The following is a 16,778-nucleotide window of genomic DNA, read 5'->3' on the forward strand; positions in this document are numbered from 1 at the left end:
GGGAGGGGGGGATTGGGTAATCAGTAATAGGTCGGCTTGGGGACAACCCGGTAGCCGCGGTGGCTATGGTCCCACAGGTAGTAGGTGTCATAGGCCACGTAGTAATTGTGTCCACCGGCTACCACGGTCAGTGCTGATGCTGGCAGGCTGTGCACGATGGCGCCGTGGGGGGCCTGGGCTACTACGTAGCCGTGAGAAGCCGGGCGATAAAAAATTCCATCGCTATAGTAGAAGCCCGCTGTTCCGATACTGATACTGACGAAATTACGCGGCAGGTGGCGCCAGCGGTAGCCATAACCGTAGTGCGAGGGACGGTAGTGGGGGCGGTGGCCGCGATAACCGTGGCGGTAAACCGGTCTGTGTGCCGCGCGATATTCGTGGCGGTGGCCCTGCTTGTGGCCTTTTCTATGCCCTTTGTTATAGCCTTTGTTGTAGCCCTCTTTATAGGCGTGGCGAACTTCGCGGCGGTGCTGGCGCTCCTCTCTGCGTTCACGTCTGCGCTCTTCTTTCTTGCGCTCTTGTCTGCGGCGTTTCTTTTCCTGCTGGCGGTCGTGATGCTTGTCGTGCTGTTTCTTTAAGTGGCGCTGCTCGCGTTCGGCTCTTCCATATTTGTGGTGGTCGTCCATGGCGCGCTGGTGCCCGCGATGTGACTCGGACAGGGCGGGTGCTGCGATCAGCAGCAGGCTTAGGGTGGCGATGGCAGTAGTGAGGTGTTTCATAACATCTCTCCCGAGCGTGGGGCTCTTTTCTTTCAGATCAGGTCTTTTGTGTATCTTGGCGTGAAGTTTGCCCTGGCGGGTCTGAACACTTCCTGAACTGAATGGGGTAAAATTCGGCGGCAATCGACGGCATAGATTGTGACTAATAGTTCAGATATGGGCAGAGATTGTCTGGCGGGGCCACAGGCTGGATTCTGCGGCGAAATCTTATTGAGAGCGGCAATTTTGCTATGTTGAGACACCTGGTCTCAGCGAGTATGATGCCGCGCTGATTCATAGTGAGCGGTAGCAAGATGCAAGTCTTCCACCACGTAGCAAGTCTGCGCGAGGCGCTGGCCCAGGCCCGCAAAGACGGCAAGACCGTCGGCTTTGTGCCAACCATGGGCAATCTGCACGATGCCCATATAGAACTGGTCAAAATCGCCCAGCAACACTGCGATCTGGTTGTGGTATCCATCTTCGTCAACCGACTGCAATTCGGTTTGAATGAGGATTGGGATAAGTATCCGCGCACTATGGAGCGGGATATGGCCAGCCTGCGGGAAGCGGACTGTGACTTCCTGTTCCATCCGGATGAGAGTGAGATTTACCCCAACGGCATGGACCAGCAGACCCGCGTGGTTTGTCCGGCGATGACCGATGTCCTGTGCGGCGCCAGCCGACCGGGTCACTTTGAAGGGGTCACCACCGTAGTTTCGAAGCTTTTCAACATTGTGCAGCCGGATAAGGCTATTTTCGGGATTAAGGATTTCCAGCAGTTAGCAGTGATCCGCCGTATGGTGGAAGACCTGTGTATGCCGGTGGAAATTGTGGCGGCGCCGGTGCATCGTGAGGAAGATGGCTTGGCAATGAGCTCTCGCAATGGTTATATCACTGCGGAAGAGCGACCGAAGGTTGCTGTACTCAACCAGTTACTTAACTGGGCTAAGGATGAAATTGTGGCTGGACGCCGGGATTTCGCCGACCTCGAGACAGAGGCGCGCAAGCGAATTGAAGAGAGTGGCTTTCGAGTTGACTACTTCTCCATCTGTTACAGCAAGGATTTACAGCCAGCGGCAGATGACGATAAAGAAATCACGATCCTGGGAGCTATGTACACCAGTGCAGCGCGCCTGATCGACAATGTTTCCCTGAAACTCTGAGGGGCATCCAACTATGCAAATTGAAATGTTGAAGTGCAAGTTGCACATGGCCGCAGTGACTCAGGCCGAACTCTGGTATGACGGTTCCTGTGCAATTGATGAGGACCTGGTAGAGCTGGCTGGCCTGCGCGAATTCGAGAAGATCGATATTTACAATGTGAGCAATGGTGAGCGCTTCCACACTTATGTGATCCTCGCCGAGCGCGGTTCCGGTATTATTTCCATGAACGGCGCCGCTGCACGTAGAGTGCAGGTGGGTGACCGCATTATTATCGCTTCCTATGCGCAGATGACAGAGGGCGAAGCCGATAACCACAAGCCCAAGCTGGTCTACCTGGATGAGAACAACAAGGTAGAGCGCAGCACTAATACTATTCCGGTTCAGCTAGCCGAAGCCTGATTCTTTTCGCTACGGGGCGTTGTGCCCTGTAGCATCCCCGCCGCTTATTGACCAGACATTAATAACACTTCCTGATTAAACCTCTTTTCCAGGTAGGACTCGTCCAGGGTGTAATGCCAGAGATTTTTCTTTTGTCCCTTAGCTAAAGCGATTTCGCCGATTCTGCCAGGGTTATATTTAATCGGTTGGGCGAGTTGGTATTTGGCGATGGGGTCCCGATAGGCCTCCTCTAAAGGAATTATCTCCCAGCCTTCCTTCCTCAGTCGTTCAGCCAGATCACCAATAAACAGGGCTGAAATATCCATTTCATGCAACAGTATGACGTGCTTTGGGGAGCGCCCGAGATATTTAATTGCCATATCGTCGTAGTACTTAATGCTCGCCATAAGAACGTCGACATAAAAGTTGGAGAGTCTTTCCATATCAACTGCTTTCCCATCTTTTACTGCCGTTTGGAAAAGTTCTTCGATATACCAGTCGTAGTTATTTAAGGTGATATAGGCGTTTTGATAGTTATTTTTCTGTAGTAGATCTCGGATACCATCGCGTTTTTCGACAGTTTCGCCCTCGCGCAGATAGGGAAAGCGAAAATAGGGTTTAAAGTTGTCAAACTGTTGAAGCAGCTGGTGGGCCTGCAAAAAATCCGCTTGATAAGTGGATAGCCCTGTTTCCAGAAAATTGGGATGGCTATGGGTGTGATTGCCAATAATATGCCCAGCCTTATCGTAGCGGTTCATCCGCTCCACCCCTTCCTTATCGAAGGATTGAGTATTGGAAAAGAAGGCTACTTTGCCAACTTTATATTCTTCTATGTTTTCAATTAATGTTTTGGCCCGAGTTGGTCCATCAAAATAACCATCGGCTTTACGGGGGGCATCATCGAAAGTAATTGCCAGTTGTTTGGCGTTAGCGACTGGGATTGCCAATAAGTAAATTATCAATAATATGACTGAACGCTGCATGGTTTATTACTCTAATGAGTTTAATTACGAGCTGTTCGCCAGGCTAGGATTTAGTTGTCCTTCTATTCAGGTTTTCTGTCTTAATTTACTGGTCAGATAACCTGCGTTGTCCAGTAGCCTAGGCTCAGTTGCGGTAGAGTTCGGCTTCCTATTGTGTCCACTATAGCTTCAGATGTATATGGCCAAAATACTTGTTAGTTCCTGCCTTTTGAACTGCGCCGTGCGCTATGACGGTAGTAGTGTTGAGGCTTGTAGCGATGATTTTGAGTGGCTTGTGGATACTCAGGAAATTGTTTCCTTGTGTCCGGAAGTGGCGGCGGGATTGCCTATTCCGAGGGTGCCGGCTGAGATCTGTGGCGCAAATGGAACAGAGGTGTTAGATGGAACTGCCGGGGTTATAGGTAGTGATAGAACAGATCTAACTGAGCAATTTATGCTGGGGGCCAAACTGGCTCTGGAATTATGCAGGAAACACAATATCCAGTATGCAGTGCTTACGGAAAATAGTCCCTCTTGCGGAAGTAACTATATTTACGATGGCAGTTTTTCAGGAACAAAAATAATGGGTTCTGGTGTTGTATCTGCGCTTCTTCAACGGGCGGGAATAATAGTTTTTAGTCAACATACTGTTGGGCAACTTAGAGAATTGATAAGTGCATCCAGAGCTAACTAAGTTGTTAGCATTAATAAAATTAGATCGGCAAAAAGGGCATTGGTCACAGTTAGGCCCTGTAGGTTGATTAATACCGGCGAAGCCGGTGGCTGCCAGATGTCGGTACGATTAGCGCAGTGTCCCTGAAAATTATCCTTTTGTGACGCAGCACCCAGCCTGTTAGGTTTTGTCATTTTTAGGGTCCAGATTGGCAGTGACTGCTGTGGCAATAAACAGGTAAGACTGAATACCCTGTTGGCTATTTAAATGGCTGCAGGAGGCAGTGGTGGAAGGCAAGTTTTTTAAAGCCGATAGCAAGTTTATCAAAGCCGCATTGGTACTGGCGATCAGTTCCGCGTTTTATGGCTGCAGCGGTGGCAGCGGTGGTGGTGAAGATCCTGCGCCTGTGGATACCACTCCGCCGAGCCTGACACTGACTCCCGCCAGCGGGGCCTCTATTGCAGCAACCGACACCCTACTGCTGGATTTTAGCGAAGCGGTGGCATTGGAGGATGTGTCCCTAAGTGGCGCCATGCAGGAAATGGGAGAGCTCTCTCAAGTCGATCAGGACACCCTGATCTTAACCCCGATAGCGGAGTGGGCAAAGGGACTAGAACTCTCCCTGACAATTGCCGCGCAGGATGCGGCTGGCAACCAGATGGCAGAGGTTGATGCTCACTATACCGTGGATGAAATTGCCCCTTCCGTAGTCAGTGTATCCCCAGCACAGGAGCGTTTGGAGAAGGATGGCGCAATCACGGTACAGTTTTCTGAGTCGATGGATCGCGACAGCCTGCAAATTAGCGGTTTGTTGCTGAATGATGAATACACTTTGACCTGGTCCCAGTCGCGCTTTAATGACGACACCTTGGTGATAGCTCCCAAGAGCCGCTGGCTGTCCGGGCAGGATCGCAGCCTGCACCTTGAAGCCAAAGATCCCGCTGGCCTGGATCTCCCCGCTGAACAGCACAATTTTACTGTGCCATTGTACTTTGAGAATTTTGACAGTGCGCAGGTCGTGATAGGCCAGGATGATTTTTCCAGTACTTTGACGGCCATCAATGCAAAAAATCTTGGCGAGGGGCCCCTGGGTTCCGCTGCCGTTACTGATGAGGGGAAGTTGTTCGTACCCGATTATACAAATAATCGGGTGTTAATTTTTAATTCGGTCCCCACAAGCAATGGAGCGCCGGCCAATGCGGCGCTTAACAAAGATAGTCTTGACGATAGCAGCGGGGGAGAGTTTGGTGGCGGGCCCACAAGCATAAGTTTTGATAGTGGAAAACTTTTAATAAATTACTTGTTTGGTACTCGGGGCCACAGTATTTTTGTTTACGATACTATTCCCGAAGATGGTCGGGCACTGCCTAGTGCCAAACTGCCGCAGGACAGCTGCCAGGGTAACGGCTCCGTATATTCCAGTGCAATGATTGCGGAGGGACGCGTATTCGCGGCCTCGTGGTCTAAAGCTCGAATGGTGGTGTGGGATGACTTGCCCTCAATGGAAGATGCGGCACCGGATTGGCTGCTGGGCCAATCCACACTGGAAAACTGCACCCCTAACGACCGTGAGCAAGATGGCTCGGTTATGCAGGCCAGTGCTCGCACATTGGCTACGCCAGGAGATGTGTGGAGCGATGGAGAAAAGTTAGCTATCACCGACTCGGAAAATAACCGGGTACTTCTGTGGAACTCAATGCCTACTAGTAGCTTTGCTCCGGCGGATATAGTTTTGGGGCAAGCAGATTTTGTCAGTGATGAAAGTCAGCCCCCGAGTCGACAAACCCTGAGTTTGTTAGAGCGGGGTATCTGGTCTAACGGCATTCAGCTTTTTGTGGTGGACGGCGAAAATAACCGAGTGTTGATCTGGAACCAGTGGCCACAGGAAAATTTCGCTCCAGCAGATGTTGTCTTGGGGCAGGGAGATTTTGATCGCAGTGCCTTCAACGACAGCAACCAAAATGGGGTTGCTGACGAGGGGGAGTTGTCAAGTGCTGCTACGCTGAAATGGCCCGACGGAATTACCGCTTATGAAGATAAGTTGATTATCAACGACTCAGGTAATAACCGCTTTCTTATTTTCCAATCTCGCTAGTTTTCTCTGTTAAATGTACCGGGCTGGTAACCCGGTACAGGCAAACTTAAGTTGATTTGTTTTCTATTGTTGCGGTCTGGCCCCAGCGCAATACCTTTAAGTTTTTCATCAGTTCTTGTTGGATGTTTGCTTTCTCCCCCGCCCCCGCCACAGTGCAGTGGATTTAAAACCGCAGTGCATGTCCGCCCCGTTCCCTCCAATTTCGCCGACCTTGAGAAAGGGACGCGCAAGCGAATTGAAAAGAGTGGCTTCTGAGTTGACTACTTCTCCATCTGTTACAGCAAGGATTTACAGCCAGCGGCAGATGACGATAAAGAAATCACGATCCTGGGAGCTATGTACACCAGTGCAGCGCGCCTGATCGACAATGTTTCCCTGGAACTCTGAGGGGTATCCAACTATTCAAATTGAAATGTTGAAAAGCAAGTTGCACATGGCCGCAGTGACTCAGGCCGAACTCTGGTATGACGTTTCCTGTGCAATTGATGAGGACCTGGCAGAACTGGCTGGTCTGCGCGAATTCGAGTAAATCAATATTTACAATGTGAGCAATGATGAGCGCTTCTACACCGATGTCAGTACGATTAGCGTAGTGTCCCTGAAAATTCTCTTTTTTGTGACGCAGCAACCAGCCCGTTAGGTTTTGTCATTTTAAGGTTTCAGATTGGCAGTGACTGCTGTGGCAATAAACAGGTAAGACTGAATACTCTGTCAGCTATTTAAATGGCTGCAGGAGGCAGTGGTGGAAGGCAAGTTTTTTAAAGGCGATAGCAAGCTTATCAAAGCCGCATTGGTACTGGCGATCAGTTCCGCGTTTTATGGCTGCAGCGGTGGCAGCGGTGGTGGTGAAGTTCCTGCGCCTGTGGATACCACTCCGCCGAGCATGACACTGACTCCCGCCAGCGGAGCCTCTATTGCAGCAACCGACACCCTACTGCTGGATTTTAGCGAAGCGGTGGCACTGGAGGATGTGTCCCTAAGTGGCGCCATGCAGGAAATGGGAGAGCTCTCTCAAGTCGATCAGGACACCCTGATTTTAACCCCGATAGCAGAGTGGGCAGAGGGGCTAGAACTTTCCTTGACAATTGCCGCGCAGGATACGGCCGGCAACCAGATGGCAGAGGTTGACGCTCACTATACCGTGCAAAAAATCGCCCCCTCGGTAGTCGGTGTATCTCCAACGCTGGAACGCTTGGAGAAGGATGGCGCAATCACGGTACAGTTTTCCGAGTCGATGGATCGCGACAGCCTGCAAATTAGCGGTTCCTTGCTGGATGATGAATACACTCTGACCTGGTCCCAGTCGCGCTTTAATGACGATACCTTGGTGATAGCTCCCAAGAGCCGCTGGCTGTCCGGGCAGGATCGCAGCCTGCACCTTGAAGCCAAAGACCCCGCTGGCCTGGATATTCCCGCTGAACAGCACAATTTCACTGTGCCATTGTACTTTGAGAATTTTGACAGCGCGCAGGTCGTGATCGGCCAGGATGATTTTTCCAGTACTTTGACGGCCATCAATGCAAAGAATCTTGGCGAGCGCCCCCAGGGTTCCGCTGCCGTCACTGATGAGGGGAAGTTGTTCGTACCCGATTATGCAAATAATCGGGTGTTAATTTTTAATTCGATCCCCGCAAGTAATGGAGCACCGGCCAATGCAGCGCTCAATGAAGATAGTCTTGACGAAAGCAACGGGGGAGATTTTGGTGGCGGACCCACAAATATCAGTTTTGATAGCGGAAAACTTTTAATAAATTATTCTATTGCCTCGATTGTTAATTATGGCTACAGCGTTTTCGTTTACGACACTATTCCTGAAGATGGCCGGGCGTTGCCGAGTACCCAGGTGATACAGGATTTCTGCTTTGGTCCTAGCACCTATTCCAGTGCGATTATTAACGAGGGACGTGTTTTTGCGGCTTCACCGTATATGGCTCGAGTGGCGGTATGGAATGACTTGCCCTCGTGGGAAGATGCGGCACCGGATTGGCTGCTGGGCCAATCCACAATGGAAAACTGCACCCCTAACGATCGTGAGCAAGATGGCTCGATTCTGCAGCCCAGTGTCCGCACATTGGATATGCCCGAAGATGTGTGGAGCGATGGGGAAAAGTTAGCCATCACCGACTCGGGTAATAACCGGATACTCCTGTGGAACTCAATGCCGACTAGTAGCTTTGCTCCGGCGGATATAGTCCTGGGGCAAGCAGATTTTGTCAGCAGTGAAGGCTTGCCCCCAAGTCGACAAACCCTGAGTTTATTCGAACGGGGTATCTGGTCGAATGGCATTCAGTTATTTGTGGCGGACGGTGGTAATAACCGAGTGTTGATCTGGGACCAGTGGCCACAGGAAAACTTCGCTCCGGCAGATATTGTCTTGGGGCAGGAAGACTTTGATCGCAGTGCCTTCAACGACAGCAACCAAAATGGGATTGCTGACGAGGGGGAGTTGCCAAGTGCTGCTACGCTGAAATGGCCCGACGGAATTACCGCTTATGAAGATAAGTTGATTATCAACGACTCAGGTAATAACCGCTTTCTTATTTTCCAATCTCGCTAGTTTTCTCTGTTAAATGTACCGGGCTGGTAACCCGGTACAGGCAAACTTAAGTTGATTTGTTTTCTATTGTTGCGGTCTGGCCCCAGCGCAATACCTTTAAATTTTTCATCAGTTCTTGTTGGATGTTTGCTTTCTCCCCCGCCCCCGCCACAGTGCAGTGGATTTAAAACCGCAGTGCATGTCCGCCCCGTTCCCTCCAATTTCGCCGACCTTGAGAAAGGGACGCGCAAGCGAATTGAAAAGAGTGGCTTTTGAGTTGACTACTTCTCCATCTGTTACAGCAAGGATTTACAGCCAGCGGCAGATGACGATAAAGAAATCACGATCCTGGGAGCTATGTACACCAGTGCAGCGCGCCTGATCGACTATGTTTCCCTGGAACTCTGAGGGGTATCCAACTATTCAAATTGAAATGTTGAAGAGCAAGTTGCACATGGCCGCAGTGACTCAGGCCGAACTCTGGTATGACGTTTCCTGTGCAATTGATGAGGACCTGGTAGAACTGGCTGGTCTGCGTGAATTCGAGAAAATCGATATTTACAATGTGAGCAATGGCGAGCGCTTCCACACCTATGTGATCCTCGCCGAGCGCGGTTCCGGTATTATCTCCATGAACGGTGCCGCTGCACGCAGAGTACAGGTGGGTGACCGTATTATTATTGCTTCCTATGCGCAGATGACAGAGGGCGAAGCCGATAACCACAAGCCCAAGCTGGTCTACCTGGATGAGAACAACAAGGTAGAGCGCAGCACTAATACGATTCCGGTTCAGCTAGCCGAAGCCTGACTCTTTTAGCTACAGGGCGTTGTGCCCTGTAGCATCCCTCCGCTTAGTGGTCAGACATTAATAACACTTCCTGATTAATCCTCTTTTCCAGGTAGGACTCATCCAGGGTGTAATGCCAGAGATTTTTCTTTTGTCCTTTAGCTAGAGCAATTTCGCCGATTCTTCCAGGGTTGTATTTAATCGGTTGGGTGAGTTGGTATTTCGCGATGGGATCTTTATAGGCTTCTTCCAGGGAAATTATTTCCCAGTCCTCCTGCCTCAGCCGCTGGGCCAGATCGCCAATAAACAGGGCTGTGATATCCATTTCATGCAGCAGTATGACGTGTTTGGGGGAGCGCCCGAGATATTTAATTGCCAAATCGTCGTAGTACTTAATGCTCGCGATAAGAACGTCGACATAAAAGTTGGAGAGTCTTTCCATATCAACTGGTTTTCCGTCTCTCACTGCTGTTTGGAAAAGTTCTTCGATATACCAGTCGTAATTGTTTAAGGTGATATAGGCGTTTTGATAGTTATTTTCCTGTAATAGACCCCGGATACCATCGCGTTTTTCGACAGTTTCTCCCTCGCGCAGATAGGGAAAGCGGAAATAGGGTTTAAAGTTGTCAAATTGTTGAAGCAGCTGGTGGGCCTGCAAAAAATCCGCTTGATAAGTGGATAGTCCTGTTTCCAGAAAATTGGGATGGCTATGGGTGTGATTGCCAATAATATGCGCAGCCTTGTCGTAGCGGTGCATCCGTTCCAATCCTTCTTTATCGAATGATTGGGTATTGGAAAAGAAGACTACTTTGCCAATTTATGCTGTTCCAGGCTTTCAATGAGCGTTTTGGCCCGAGTGGGCCCGTCAAAGTAGCCGTCGGCTTTGCGGGGAGCGTCATCAAATGTGATTGCCAGTTGTTTGGCATTAACCACAGGAATTATTGACAGGTAGATTATCAAAATAAAGATTGAGCGCTGCATGGTTTATTTTTCTTGTCAGTTAATATAGAGGCCGTTTGCTAAGTTTGGATTTATTTGTCTCGGTTCGCCGGTTTTCTGTCTTAATTTACTTGCTGGGCAATCTATTTGGGCAATCTATTTGGGTAATCTAATCATCGTTTAAACATTGTTTTCTATTGTGTCCACTTTGGTTGCAGGTGTATATGGCAAAAATATTAGTGAGTTCTTGTCTGCTGGGGTGTGCTGTGCGTTAAAATGGTAGTCATGTTGAGGTCCATAACAATCATTTCGATTGGATTATAGAAACTCAAGAGATAGTACCTCTATGTCCAGAGGTTGCAGCCGGACTGCCTGTTCCCAGGGTTCCGGCTGAGATTAGCGGCGGTAGAGGTGCAGAGGTTTTAGCGGGCTCAGCCAAAGTTTTAGGGATAAATAAAGAAGACTTAACTGAGCAATTTATACGGGGAGCTAAACGGGCATTACAGCTATGTCTGCAGCACAATATTAAATACGCAGTACTTACGGAAAATAGCCCATCATGTGGTAGTGATTATATTTACGATGGTAGTTTTTCTGGTGCGAAAATAGTTGGTTCTGGCGTTGTGTCTGCACTACTGAGGAGGGAGGGTATACAGGTATTTAACCAGGATATTGTGGGCAGGCTTAGGAAACTTTTGGAAGTATCCAGAGATAACTAAGCTTTCCAGATATATAGTCATATTAAAGGTAGGTATAAAAGTGAATTCTAAAGTTATCAATTTTAAAGAAAAATTGAACCTGTTCTCGGAGCACTGGTCCCCTAAAGTGATTGCCGAGATGAACGATTACCAGTTTAAATTGGTTAAGATCCAGGGTGAATTTACCTGGCATGATCATCCCGATACCGATGAGGTGTTTGTTGTAGTTTCCGGGCATATGCAGATCGAGTTTCGCGATAGTGTCATATCCCTTGGACCTGGTGAGATGACGGTAGTACCAAAGGGTGTGGAGCATAAACCCAGAGCTGAACAGGAATGTGAAGTACTATTGATTGAGCCTAAAGGGGTCGTTAATACGGGCGATGCCGGTGGAGATCTAACTGCGAAAAATGATGTCTGGATCTAAGTGATTGAGCTGTTAATCAACTATCTTTTACTGTTTGCTTGTCTGATTAACTTGCACCTTTCAGGCCTGCGTTGGATTGTCCTCGCCCCATGCCAAATTTCGAGATGAGGGATTGTTTCGCAGCGGCTATGTTATAAAGTGACAAGAATAAAGCTCTAATAAACTCAGATTTCTCTAGGCTAGCCATGCCACGCTAATAATAAAGGAGAAGATGATGTCTGAAGTGCATACCCGCCCAGTCTCCCCCGGTTTTGCTGCCAATGCGCTTATTAGCGCCGAAGACTACGAGACAATGTACCGCCAGTCGGTAGAGAGCCCAGAGGCGTTTTGGGCACAACAGGCCAAGGACTTTTTGCAATGGGACAAGCCGTTCACCCAGGTTCTTGAGGAGGATCTGCACAAAGGCCATACCGCCTGGTTCTCCGATGGCCAGTTGAACGTAACCGTAAACTGCATCGATCGGCACCTGGCCAGCCGTGGCGAGCAGACCGCAATTCTGTGGGAGGGAGATGATCCCGCTGATAGTAAGGCAATCAGCTATCAGAGCCTGTACGAAAATGTGTGTCGCTTGGCCAACCTGCTGAAATCCCGGGGGGTTAAAAAGGGAGATCGGGTGTGTATTTATATGCCGATGATCCCGGAGGCGGCCTACGCCATGCTCGCCTGTGCCCGTATCGGCGCTGTGCACTCGGTAGTATTTGGTGGTTTCTCCCCGGTGTCCCTGAAAGACCGTATTCTCGATTCCGATTGTCGCCTGGTGATCACTGCTGATGAAGCGGTTCGCGGCGGTAAGCGAGTACCGCTGAAAGCCAATGTGGATAAAGCGCTGGTGGACTGCCCTAATGTGCATACGGCCATTGTGGTTAAACACACGGGCACACCGGTAGACTGGGATAGCAAGCGGGATATCTGGTATGGCGAATCCATAGGTGAGATGGAGCCGGACTGCGCGCCTGAAGTGATGGGAGCGGAGGACCCGCTGTTTATCCTTTATACCTCGGGCTCTACCGGTAAACCCAAAGGGGTCCTGCATACCACTGCCGGCTATCTGCTGATGGCCACCATGACTTTCAAATATACCTTTGATTATCGCGAGGGTGAGATTTTCTGGTGTACTGCCGATGTGGGCTGGATCACTGGGCACAGCTATATCGTCTATGGACCATTGTGTGCCGGGGCCACCAGCCTGATGTTTGAGGGAGTGCCCACTTACCCGGATGCTTCACGCTTTTGGCAGGTTGTGGATAAGCACCAGGTCAATATTTTCTACACCGCGCCGACAGCGATTCGGGCGTTGATGGGAGCGGGTGACGAGTTTGTAAAAGCCGCCGAGCGCAGCTCCCTGCGACTCTTAGGCACCGTGGGTGAGCCGATAAACCCGGAGGCCTGGGAGTGGTATTACAGCGTAGTGGGCGATGAGCGCTGCCCGATTGTGGACACCTGGTGGCAGACTGAAACCGGTGCGCAGATGATCACTCCACTGCCCGGTGCCATGGCTCTGAAACCCGGGTCGGCAACCCGGCCCTTTTTTGGGGTACAGCCCGCGCTGCTGGATAGTGAAGGGCGGGAGATTGAAGGGGAGGGCGAGGGCTCTCTGGTGATTAAAAAGAGCTGGCCCTCGATGATTCGGGATGTGTACGGCAATCGCCAGCGAATGCTGGATACTTATTTTTCCGCATTCCCCGGCTATTACTTTACTGGCGATGGTGCCCGCCGCGATAGTGACGGTTATTACTGGATCACGGGGCGCATTGATGATGTGTTAAATGTCTCTGGACACCGCCTGGGAACAGCTGAGATTGAGAGCGCCCTGGTACTGCACAATGATACGGCGGAGGCAGCGGTGGTAGGTTATCCTCACGATATCAAGGGGCAGGGGATCTATGCCTTTGTGATGCTTAAATCCGGTCATGAGCCCAGTGATGAGCTTAAGGCAGAATTAATTGAACTCTGTCGCAAGGAGATAGGGCCAATTGCCAAGCCTGACTTTATCCAATGGGCGCCAGCACTGCCAAAAACCCGTTCTGGCAAAATCATGCGGCGTATCCTGAGGAAGATTGCCTGCAATGAGTTGGACAATCTGGGAGACGTTTCCACTCTTGCCGATCCCACTGTGGTTGACGCATTGATTGATCACCGCGAAAATCGCTGACCATAGGTGTGGCGCGTGAAGGTTTTATTGGCCGGGCATAGCCCGGCCTTTTCATTGGGGCAAGAGGTTAAATTCCTCCCCGATTTTTGCGCCATTTTCAGCTAAATAGACAAGTAAATGCCTGCTGGTTTGCGCAGTTAGTAACCCTCTAACTCCGGATATTGTTTTAAGGGTATTTACAGTTAAGGAGATTCCGTTTGGAACAGGGACAGTACCTCTGCGATCACTACCGCTTCGCCGCCGATCAGCGCCTCAAGGTTTTTAATTTTTTTGTTGTGTTAACCATGTTTGTTGAGGGCGGAATTTTCACTGCTATGGAGAAAGACTTCCACCCTCTAATCCTGGCGTTGCTGGGAGGGTCTGTGGTCATACTGGTAACCGTATTTTGGCTGATGGACATTCGCAGCCGCCAGCTTATCAAGCTTGCTGTTCCGGCACTGAAAACCCTGGAAATGGGATTCCCTGAGGAAGCGAGAATTTTTTCCAACGATGCCATTCGCCGAGGTGACTTGGCCCGATACACTTTCGCTTTCAGGGTTTTGTTGGTGGGGCAGCTGTTCTTTGGTCTGGGCGTCGCTTCTTACGGTATTTATCACTGGTATATCGCCCCTTAATCCCAACCTTGCAGTGGCGGGTATGACTGCATGAAGTGAACTACCTGCCACAACCTCCTGTTTGTCTCGCACGTCTAAAAGTCGGCGTGACTCCCCTCGCTAGGCTATCTTGCAGAAGTATCCGCTTCCCTCCCAAGGTTTATACGATGCTTGATCATATCCGCCTTTATGTGCACAGCTATGAACGCAGTAAGGACTTCTATCAGCAGGCGCTGATGCCACTGGGATACCAGTTGGTGATGGAGTTTGACGATTGGGCGGGCTTTGGTTGGGCAGATAAAGCGGAACTCTGGATTCGTGGGGGGACCAGCACCACTCCACAATTGCATATCGCCTTTCGCGCTGAAGAGCGGCAAGTGGTCAGGGAATTCTATCGCTTGGCCCTGGAGGCCGGGGGCAAGGACAATGGCGCACCGGCTGTCTACGAACAATATCACCCGGATTATTACGCCGCCTACGTACTTGATCCCGATGGACACAACCTGGAAGTAGTGTGTCATTTACCGGGGGACTTACAGGAATAAGTCGATCGAGATTTGGGAGTAAATTATGAATGAGACAGCCCGGGCAAAATGCCTGCCAATAGCACTGGTCGTTGTAGGAGTGCTTTTTATTCTGGCGATTTACCCGATGATGATGTGGATTTGGCCGGAAGGGTGGGGCTGGACCCCACGGCAGCCAGAATACGAGCAAATGATTATCGGTATTTATGTCACCCTGGGGGTGTTCTTGATACGCGCTGCAAAAAATCCCGCCGCAAATACCAGTTTAATTTGGTTTACCATATGGTCCAGCCTTGTACATGCCGTCATTATGTTGGTGCAGGCATTGGTGGATAAAACAGAACGGATTAATTTGATGGGAGATATTCCCGCACTTTTTTTGATTGCTGCTGTGCTTTGGTATCTTATGCCCAGGCAAAAAAAATCTGATTAAACTTTTTTCCTTTTCCGATTTCTCAGAAATTCTGAATTGCTCCTCCTGACTCATTATTATTGATCTCTGCTATAAGAGCGATAACAAGGTCTAATTTCCCGCTTATTGTTCTCCCCTATAAGCTCTACTCCTGTAATAGAGATGGCAGTAGAGATAAATAATCCCATGAAATACTTACCCTTATTTGCATTAACTATCGGTCTGATAGGCGGTGCCAATGCAGAGACATTGACTCGCGATAATGGCGCCCCAGTCGGAGACAACCAGAACGCACAAACCGCCGGAGAAAATGGTGGTAATTTGCTGCAAGATGTTCAATTGATTCAAAAATTACAGCGTTTTGCCCGTGAACGTATTCCCGAGCGTGTAGTACATGCGCGCGGTACTGGTGTTCACGGTGAATTTGTTGCGACGGCTGACCTCAGTGATTTAACCCGCGCAGCGGTGTTTGAGCGCGGTAGTAAAACGCCAGTGTTTGTGCGTTTTTCAACAGTAATCCACTCAAAAGGTTCCCCGGAAACCCTGCGCGATCCCCGTGGATTTGCCACCAAGTTTTATACGGAAGAAGGCAATTGGGATTTAGTGGGTAACAACCTGCCGGTATTTTTTATCCGCGACGCGATTAAATTCCCGGATATGGTTCACTCCCTAAAGCCCTCCCCGGTGACTAATCAACAGGACCCCAACCGTTTCTTTGATTTCTTTAGCCATGTGCCGGAATCTACCCATATGCTGAGCTGGGTCTATTCCGATTACGGTACACCGGCTAACTTGCGCCAGATGGATGGCTGGGGTGTTCACGCCTATAAATTTATCAATGACAAGGGTGAAGTGAACTATGTGAAATTCCACTGGAAAACTCGCCAGGGCATTAAGAACCTGACTGCGGAAGAGGCAGCAGAAATTCAGAGCAAGGACTTCAGCCACGCAACTCGCGATATGTATGCCGCGATTGAAAAAGGCGAGTACCCCGAGTGGGATCTGTTTATTAAAGTATTGAAGCCCTCCCAGCTTAACAGCTTCAATTACAACCCCCTGGACGCCACCAAAATGTGGTTGGACGTGAAGGAAACCAAAGTTGGCACCATGACACTCAATCGTGTGCCCACAAATTTCTTCCAGGAAACTGAGCAATCCGCGTTTGCGCCAGCTAATATTGTGCCGGGTATTGAGCCTTCGGAAGACCGCTTGTTACAGGGCCGCGTATTCTCATACTCCGATACGCAAATGTATCGCCTGGGGGCTAACCACCAGCAATTGCCTATCAACCGTCCCCGTGTTGCCGTAAATAACTGGAACCAGGATGGGGCGGGTAATTACGGCCAACAGACTTCAGATGTGAACTATCAGCCGAGCCGTATCGATGCGCGCACCGAGGACCCCAAAGGTCTTTATAGCAACAAGGCGTTGAATGGCAGCACCCAGCAAAAGGCCATTGAAAAGAAACTGCCTTTTGCCCAGGCGGGTGCTTTCTACCGCAGCCTGAGTCCTGAAGAGCGCCAGAACCTGATTGAAAACCTCGCTGGTGATCTGGGTAAAGTGAGTGATGAAAACACTAAGCACATTATGCTGAGCCACTTCTACCAAGCGGACAAGGACTACGGACAGCGCTTAACCAAAGCGGTTGGTGGCGATCTGAGTCGCGTGAAAAAACTGGCCCGGTAATTTTTACCCAAGCGCGGGCGACCTCTGTCGCCCGCTAAATTTATACAGGTGAAA

18 protein-coding genes and 1 pseudogene are annotated in these 16,778 nt (G+C 49.9%); 15 read left to right on the plus strand and 4 right to left on the minus strand.

The genetic code is table 11. The annotated features are described in order from the left end of the window. Nucleotides 1–20: 20 nt before the first annotated feature. A complete protein-coding gene (locus ACG1BZ_RS01650) occupies nt 21–719 on the minus strand; it encodes a DUF6515 family protein (protein WP_413664141.1) in 699 nt (232 codons plus the stop codon). 293 nt (nt 720–1,012) lie between these two features. Here ACG1BZ_RS01650 and panC point away from each other — a divergent pair, with 293 nt between their 5' ends. Together panC and panD (ACG1BZ_RS01660) are read left to right on the plus strand one after the other, a co-directional pair. Then, nucleotides 1,013–1,861, plus strand: a complete 849-nt coding sequence (gene panC / locus ACG1BZ_RS01655) for a pantoate--beta-alanine ligase (protein ID WP_413664142.1) — start codon at nt 1,013–1,015, stop codon at nt 1,859–1,861. A gap of 13 nt (nt 1,862–1,874) precedes the next feature. Beyond that, on the plus strand, nt 1,875–2,261 hold the full coding sequence (gene panD / locus ACG1BZ_RS01660; RefSeq protein ID WP_413664143.1) for an aspartate 1-decarboxylase: 387 nt from the start codon (nt 1,875–1,877) through the stop codon (nt 2,259–2,261). A gap of 44 nt (nt 2,262–2,305) precedes the next feature. Here panD (ACG1BZ_RS01660) and ACG1BZ_RS01665 read toward each other — a convergent pair whose 3' ends face one another. Continuing rightward, a complete protein-coding gene (locus ACG1BZ_RS01665; protein ID WP_413664144.1) occupies nt 2,306–3,223 on the minus strand; it encodes a polysaccharide deacetylase family protein in 918 nt (305 codons plus the stop codon). 178 nt (nt 3,224–3,401) lie between these two features. Here ACG1BZ_RS01665 and ACG1BZ_RS01670 point away from each other — a divergent pair, with 178 nt between their 5' ends. The 6 genes and pseudogenes from ACG1BZ_RS01670 (at nt 3,402) to panD (ACG1BZ_RS01695) (ending at nt 9,314) form a co-directional block, all read left to right on the plus strand. Then, nucleotides 3,402–3,896 (plus strand): DUF523 domain-containing protein, encoded by a 495-nt coding sequence (locus ACG1BZ_RS01670; protein WP_413664145.1) that lies wholly within the window; start codon nt 3,402–3,404, stop codon nt 3,894–3,896. Nucleotides 3,897–4,161: 265 nt separating this feature from the next. Continuing rightward, on the plus strand, nt 4,162–5,970 hold the full coding sequence (locus ACG1BZ_RS01675; RefSeq protein WP_413664146.1) for an Ig-like domain-containing protein: 1,809 nt from the start codon (nt 4,162–4,164) through the stop codon (nt 5,968–5,970). Between the two features lie 270 nt (nt 5,971–6,240). Then, entirely contained in the window at nt 6,241–6,357 is a 117-nt protein-coding gene (locus ACG1BZ_RS01680) for a hypothetical protein (RefSeq protein WP_413665831.1), read from the plus strand. A 13-nt stretch (nt 6,358–6,370) separates the two neighbouring features. Further along, nucleotides 6,371–6,496, plus strand: a pseudogene (locus ACG1BZ_RS01685) (aspartate 1-decarboxylase); the annotation flags it as partial. 216 nt (nt 6,497–6,712) lie between these two features. After that, nucleotides 6,713–8,527: an Ig-like domain-containing protein gene (locus ACG1BZ_RS01690; RefSeq protein ID WP_413664147.1), complete on the plus strand. Its 1,815-nt coding sequence runs from the start codon at nt 6,713–6,715 to the stop codon at nt 8,525–8,527. Nucleotides 8,528–8,927: 400 nt separating this feature from the next. Further along, complete coding sequence (panD, locus tag ACG1BZ_RS01695; RefSeq protein ID WP_413665832.1) at nt 8,928–9,314, plus strand: aspartate 1-decarboxylase; 387 nt, start codon at nt 8,928–8,930, stop codon at nt 9,312–9,314. A 43-nt stretch (nt 9,315–9,357) separates the two neighbouring features. Here the strand turns inward: panD (ACG1BZ_RS01695) and ACG1BZ_RS01700 are convergent, their stop codons facing one another. Together ACG1BZ_RS01700 and ACG1BZ_RS01705 are read right to left on the minus strand one after the other, a co-directional pair. Next, nucleotides 9,358–10,050 (minus strand): polysaccharide deacetylase family protein, encoded by a 693-nt coding sequence (locus ACG1BZ_RS01700; RefSeq protein ID WP_413664148.1) that lies wholly within the window; start codon nt 10,048–10,050, stop codon nt 9,358–9,360. Between the two features lie 47 nt (nt 10,051–10,097). Beyond that, nucleotides 10,098–10,274, minus strand: a complete 177-nt coding sequence (locus ACG1BZ_RS01705) for a hypothetical protein (RefSeq protein ID WP_413664149.1) — start codon at nt 10,272–10,274, stop codon at nt 10,098–10,100. Between the two features lie 293 nt (nt 10,275–10,567). On the opposite strand from ACG1BZ_RS01705, the gene ACG1BZ_RS01710 reads away from it, so the two are divergent. From ACG1BZ_RS01710 to ACG1BZ_RS01740, 7 genes are all read left to right on the plus strand, one after another. Beyond that, a complete protein-coding gene (locus ACG1BZ_RS01710) occupies nt 10,568–10,951 on the plus strand; it encodes a DUF523 domain-containing protein (RefSeq protein ID WP_413665833.1) in 384 nt (127 codons plus the stop codon). Between the two features lie 40 nt (nt 10,952–10,991). Then, entirely contained in the window at nt 10,992–11,357 is a 366-nt protein-coding gene (locus ACG1BZ_RS01715) for a cupin domain-containing protein (protein ID WP_413664150.1), read from the plus strand. A 214-nt stretch (nt 11,358–11,571) separates the two neighbouring features. Then, nucleotides 11,572–13,509 carry an acetate--CoA ligase gene (gene acs / locus ACG1BZ_RS01720; RefSeq protein WP_413664151.1) on the plus strand — a complete coding sequence of 646 codons (1,938 nt, stop codon included), beginning with the start codon at nt 11,572–11,574 and terminating at the stop codon, nt 13,507–13,509. 197 nt (nt 13,510–13,706) lie between these two features. Then, the gene (locus ACG1BZ_RS01725; protein ID WP_282930221.1) at nt 13,707–14,123 is read left to right on the plus strand and encodes a hypothetical protein; all 417 of its coding nucleotides are present in this window, start codon (nt 13,707–13,709) and stop codon (nt 14,121–14,123) included. A gap of 146 nt (nt 14,124–14,269) precedes the next feature. Continuing rightward, nucleotides 14,270–14,647, plus strand: coding sequence for a VOC family protein (locus ACG1BZ_RS01730; RefSeq protein ID WP_413664152.1), 378 nt, complete (start codon nt 14,270–14,272; stop codon nt 14,645–14,647). Nucleotides 14,648–14,672: 25 nt separating this feature from the next. Beyond that, nucleotides 14,673–15,059 carry a DUF6632 domain-containing protein gene (locus ACG1BZ_RS01735; RefSeq protein ID WP_413664153.1) on the plus strand — a complete coding sequence of 129 codons (387 nt, stop codon included), beginning with the start codon at nt 14,673–14,675 and terminating at the stop codon, nt 15,057–15,059. Between the two features lie 165 nt (nt 15,060–15,224). After that, on the plus strand, nt 15,225–16,724 hold the full coding sequence (locus ACG1BZ_RS01740; RefSeq protein ID WP_413664154.1) for a catalase: 1,500 nt from the start codon (nt 15,225–15,227) through the stop codon (nt 16,722–16,724). The last annotated feature ends 54 nt before the right edge of the window (nt 16,725–16,778 follow it).

It is taken from the genome of Microbulbifer sp. CNSA002 (assembly GCF_047324085.1).
Taxonomy (GTDB): Bacteria; Pseudomonadota; Gammaproteobacteria; order Pseudomonadales; family Cellvibrionaceae; genus Microbulbifer.

Excerpts from the sequence above, each read along its gene's own strand:
- ACG1BZ_RS01670 (WP_413664145.1), top strand. The coding sequence starts at position 3,402 with ATGGCCAAAATACTTGTTAGTTCCTGCCTTTTGAACTGCGCCGTGCGC.
- ACG1BZ_RS01735 (WP_413664153.1), top strand. The coding sequence starts at position 14,673 with ATGAATGAGACAGCCCGGGCAAAATGCCTGCCAATAGCACTGGTCGTT.
- ACG1BZ_RS01665 (WP_413664144.1), bottom strand. The coding sequence starts at position 3,223 with ATGCAGCGTTCAGTCATATTATTGATAATTTACTTATTGGCAATCCCA.
- ACG1BZ_RS01730 (WP_413664152.1), top strand. The coding sequence starts at position 14,270 with ATGCTTGATCATATCCGCCTTTATGTGCACAGCTATGAACGCAGTAAG.
- panC (WP_413664142.1), top strand. The coding sequence starts at position 1,013 with ATGCAAGTCTTCCACCACGTAGCAAGTCTGCGCGAGGCGCTGGCCCAG.
- panD (WP_413664143.1), top strand. The coding sequence starts at position 1,875 with ATGCAAATTGAAATGTTGAAGTGCAAGTTGCACATGGCCGCAGTGACT.
- ACG1BZ_RS01650 (WP_413664141.1), bottom strand. The coding sequence starts at position 719 with ATGAAACACCTCACTACTGCCATCGCCACCCTAAGCCTGCTGCTGATC.
- acs (WP_413664151.1), top strand. The coding sequence starts at position 11,572 with ATGTCTGAAGTGCATACCCGCCCAGTCTCCCCCGGTTTTGCTGCCAAT.
- ACG1BZ_RS01705 (WP_413664149.1), bottom strand. The coding sequence starts at position 10,274 with ATGCAGCGCTCAATCTTTATTTTGATAATCTACCTGTCAATAATTCCT.
- ACG1BZ_RS01740 (WP_413664154.1), top strand. The coding sequence starts at position 15,225 with ATGAAATACTTACCCTTATTTGCATTAACTATCGGTCTGATAGGCGGT.
- ACG1BZ_RS01700 (WP_413664148.1), bottom strand. The coding sequence starts at position 10,050 with ATGCACCGCTACGACAAGGCTGCGCATATTATTGGCAATCACACCCAT.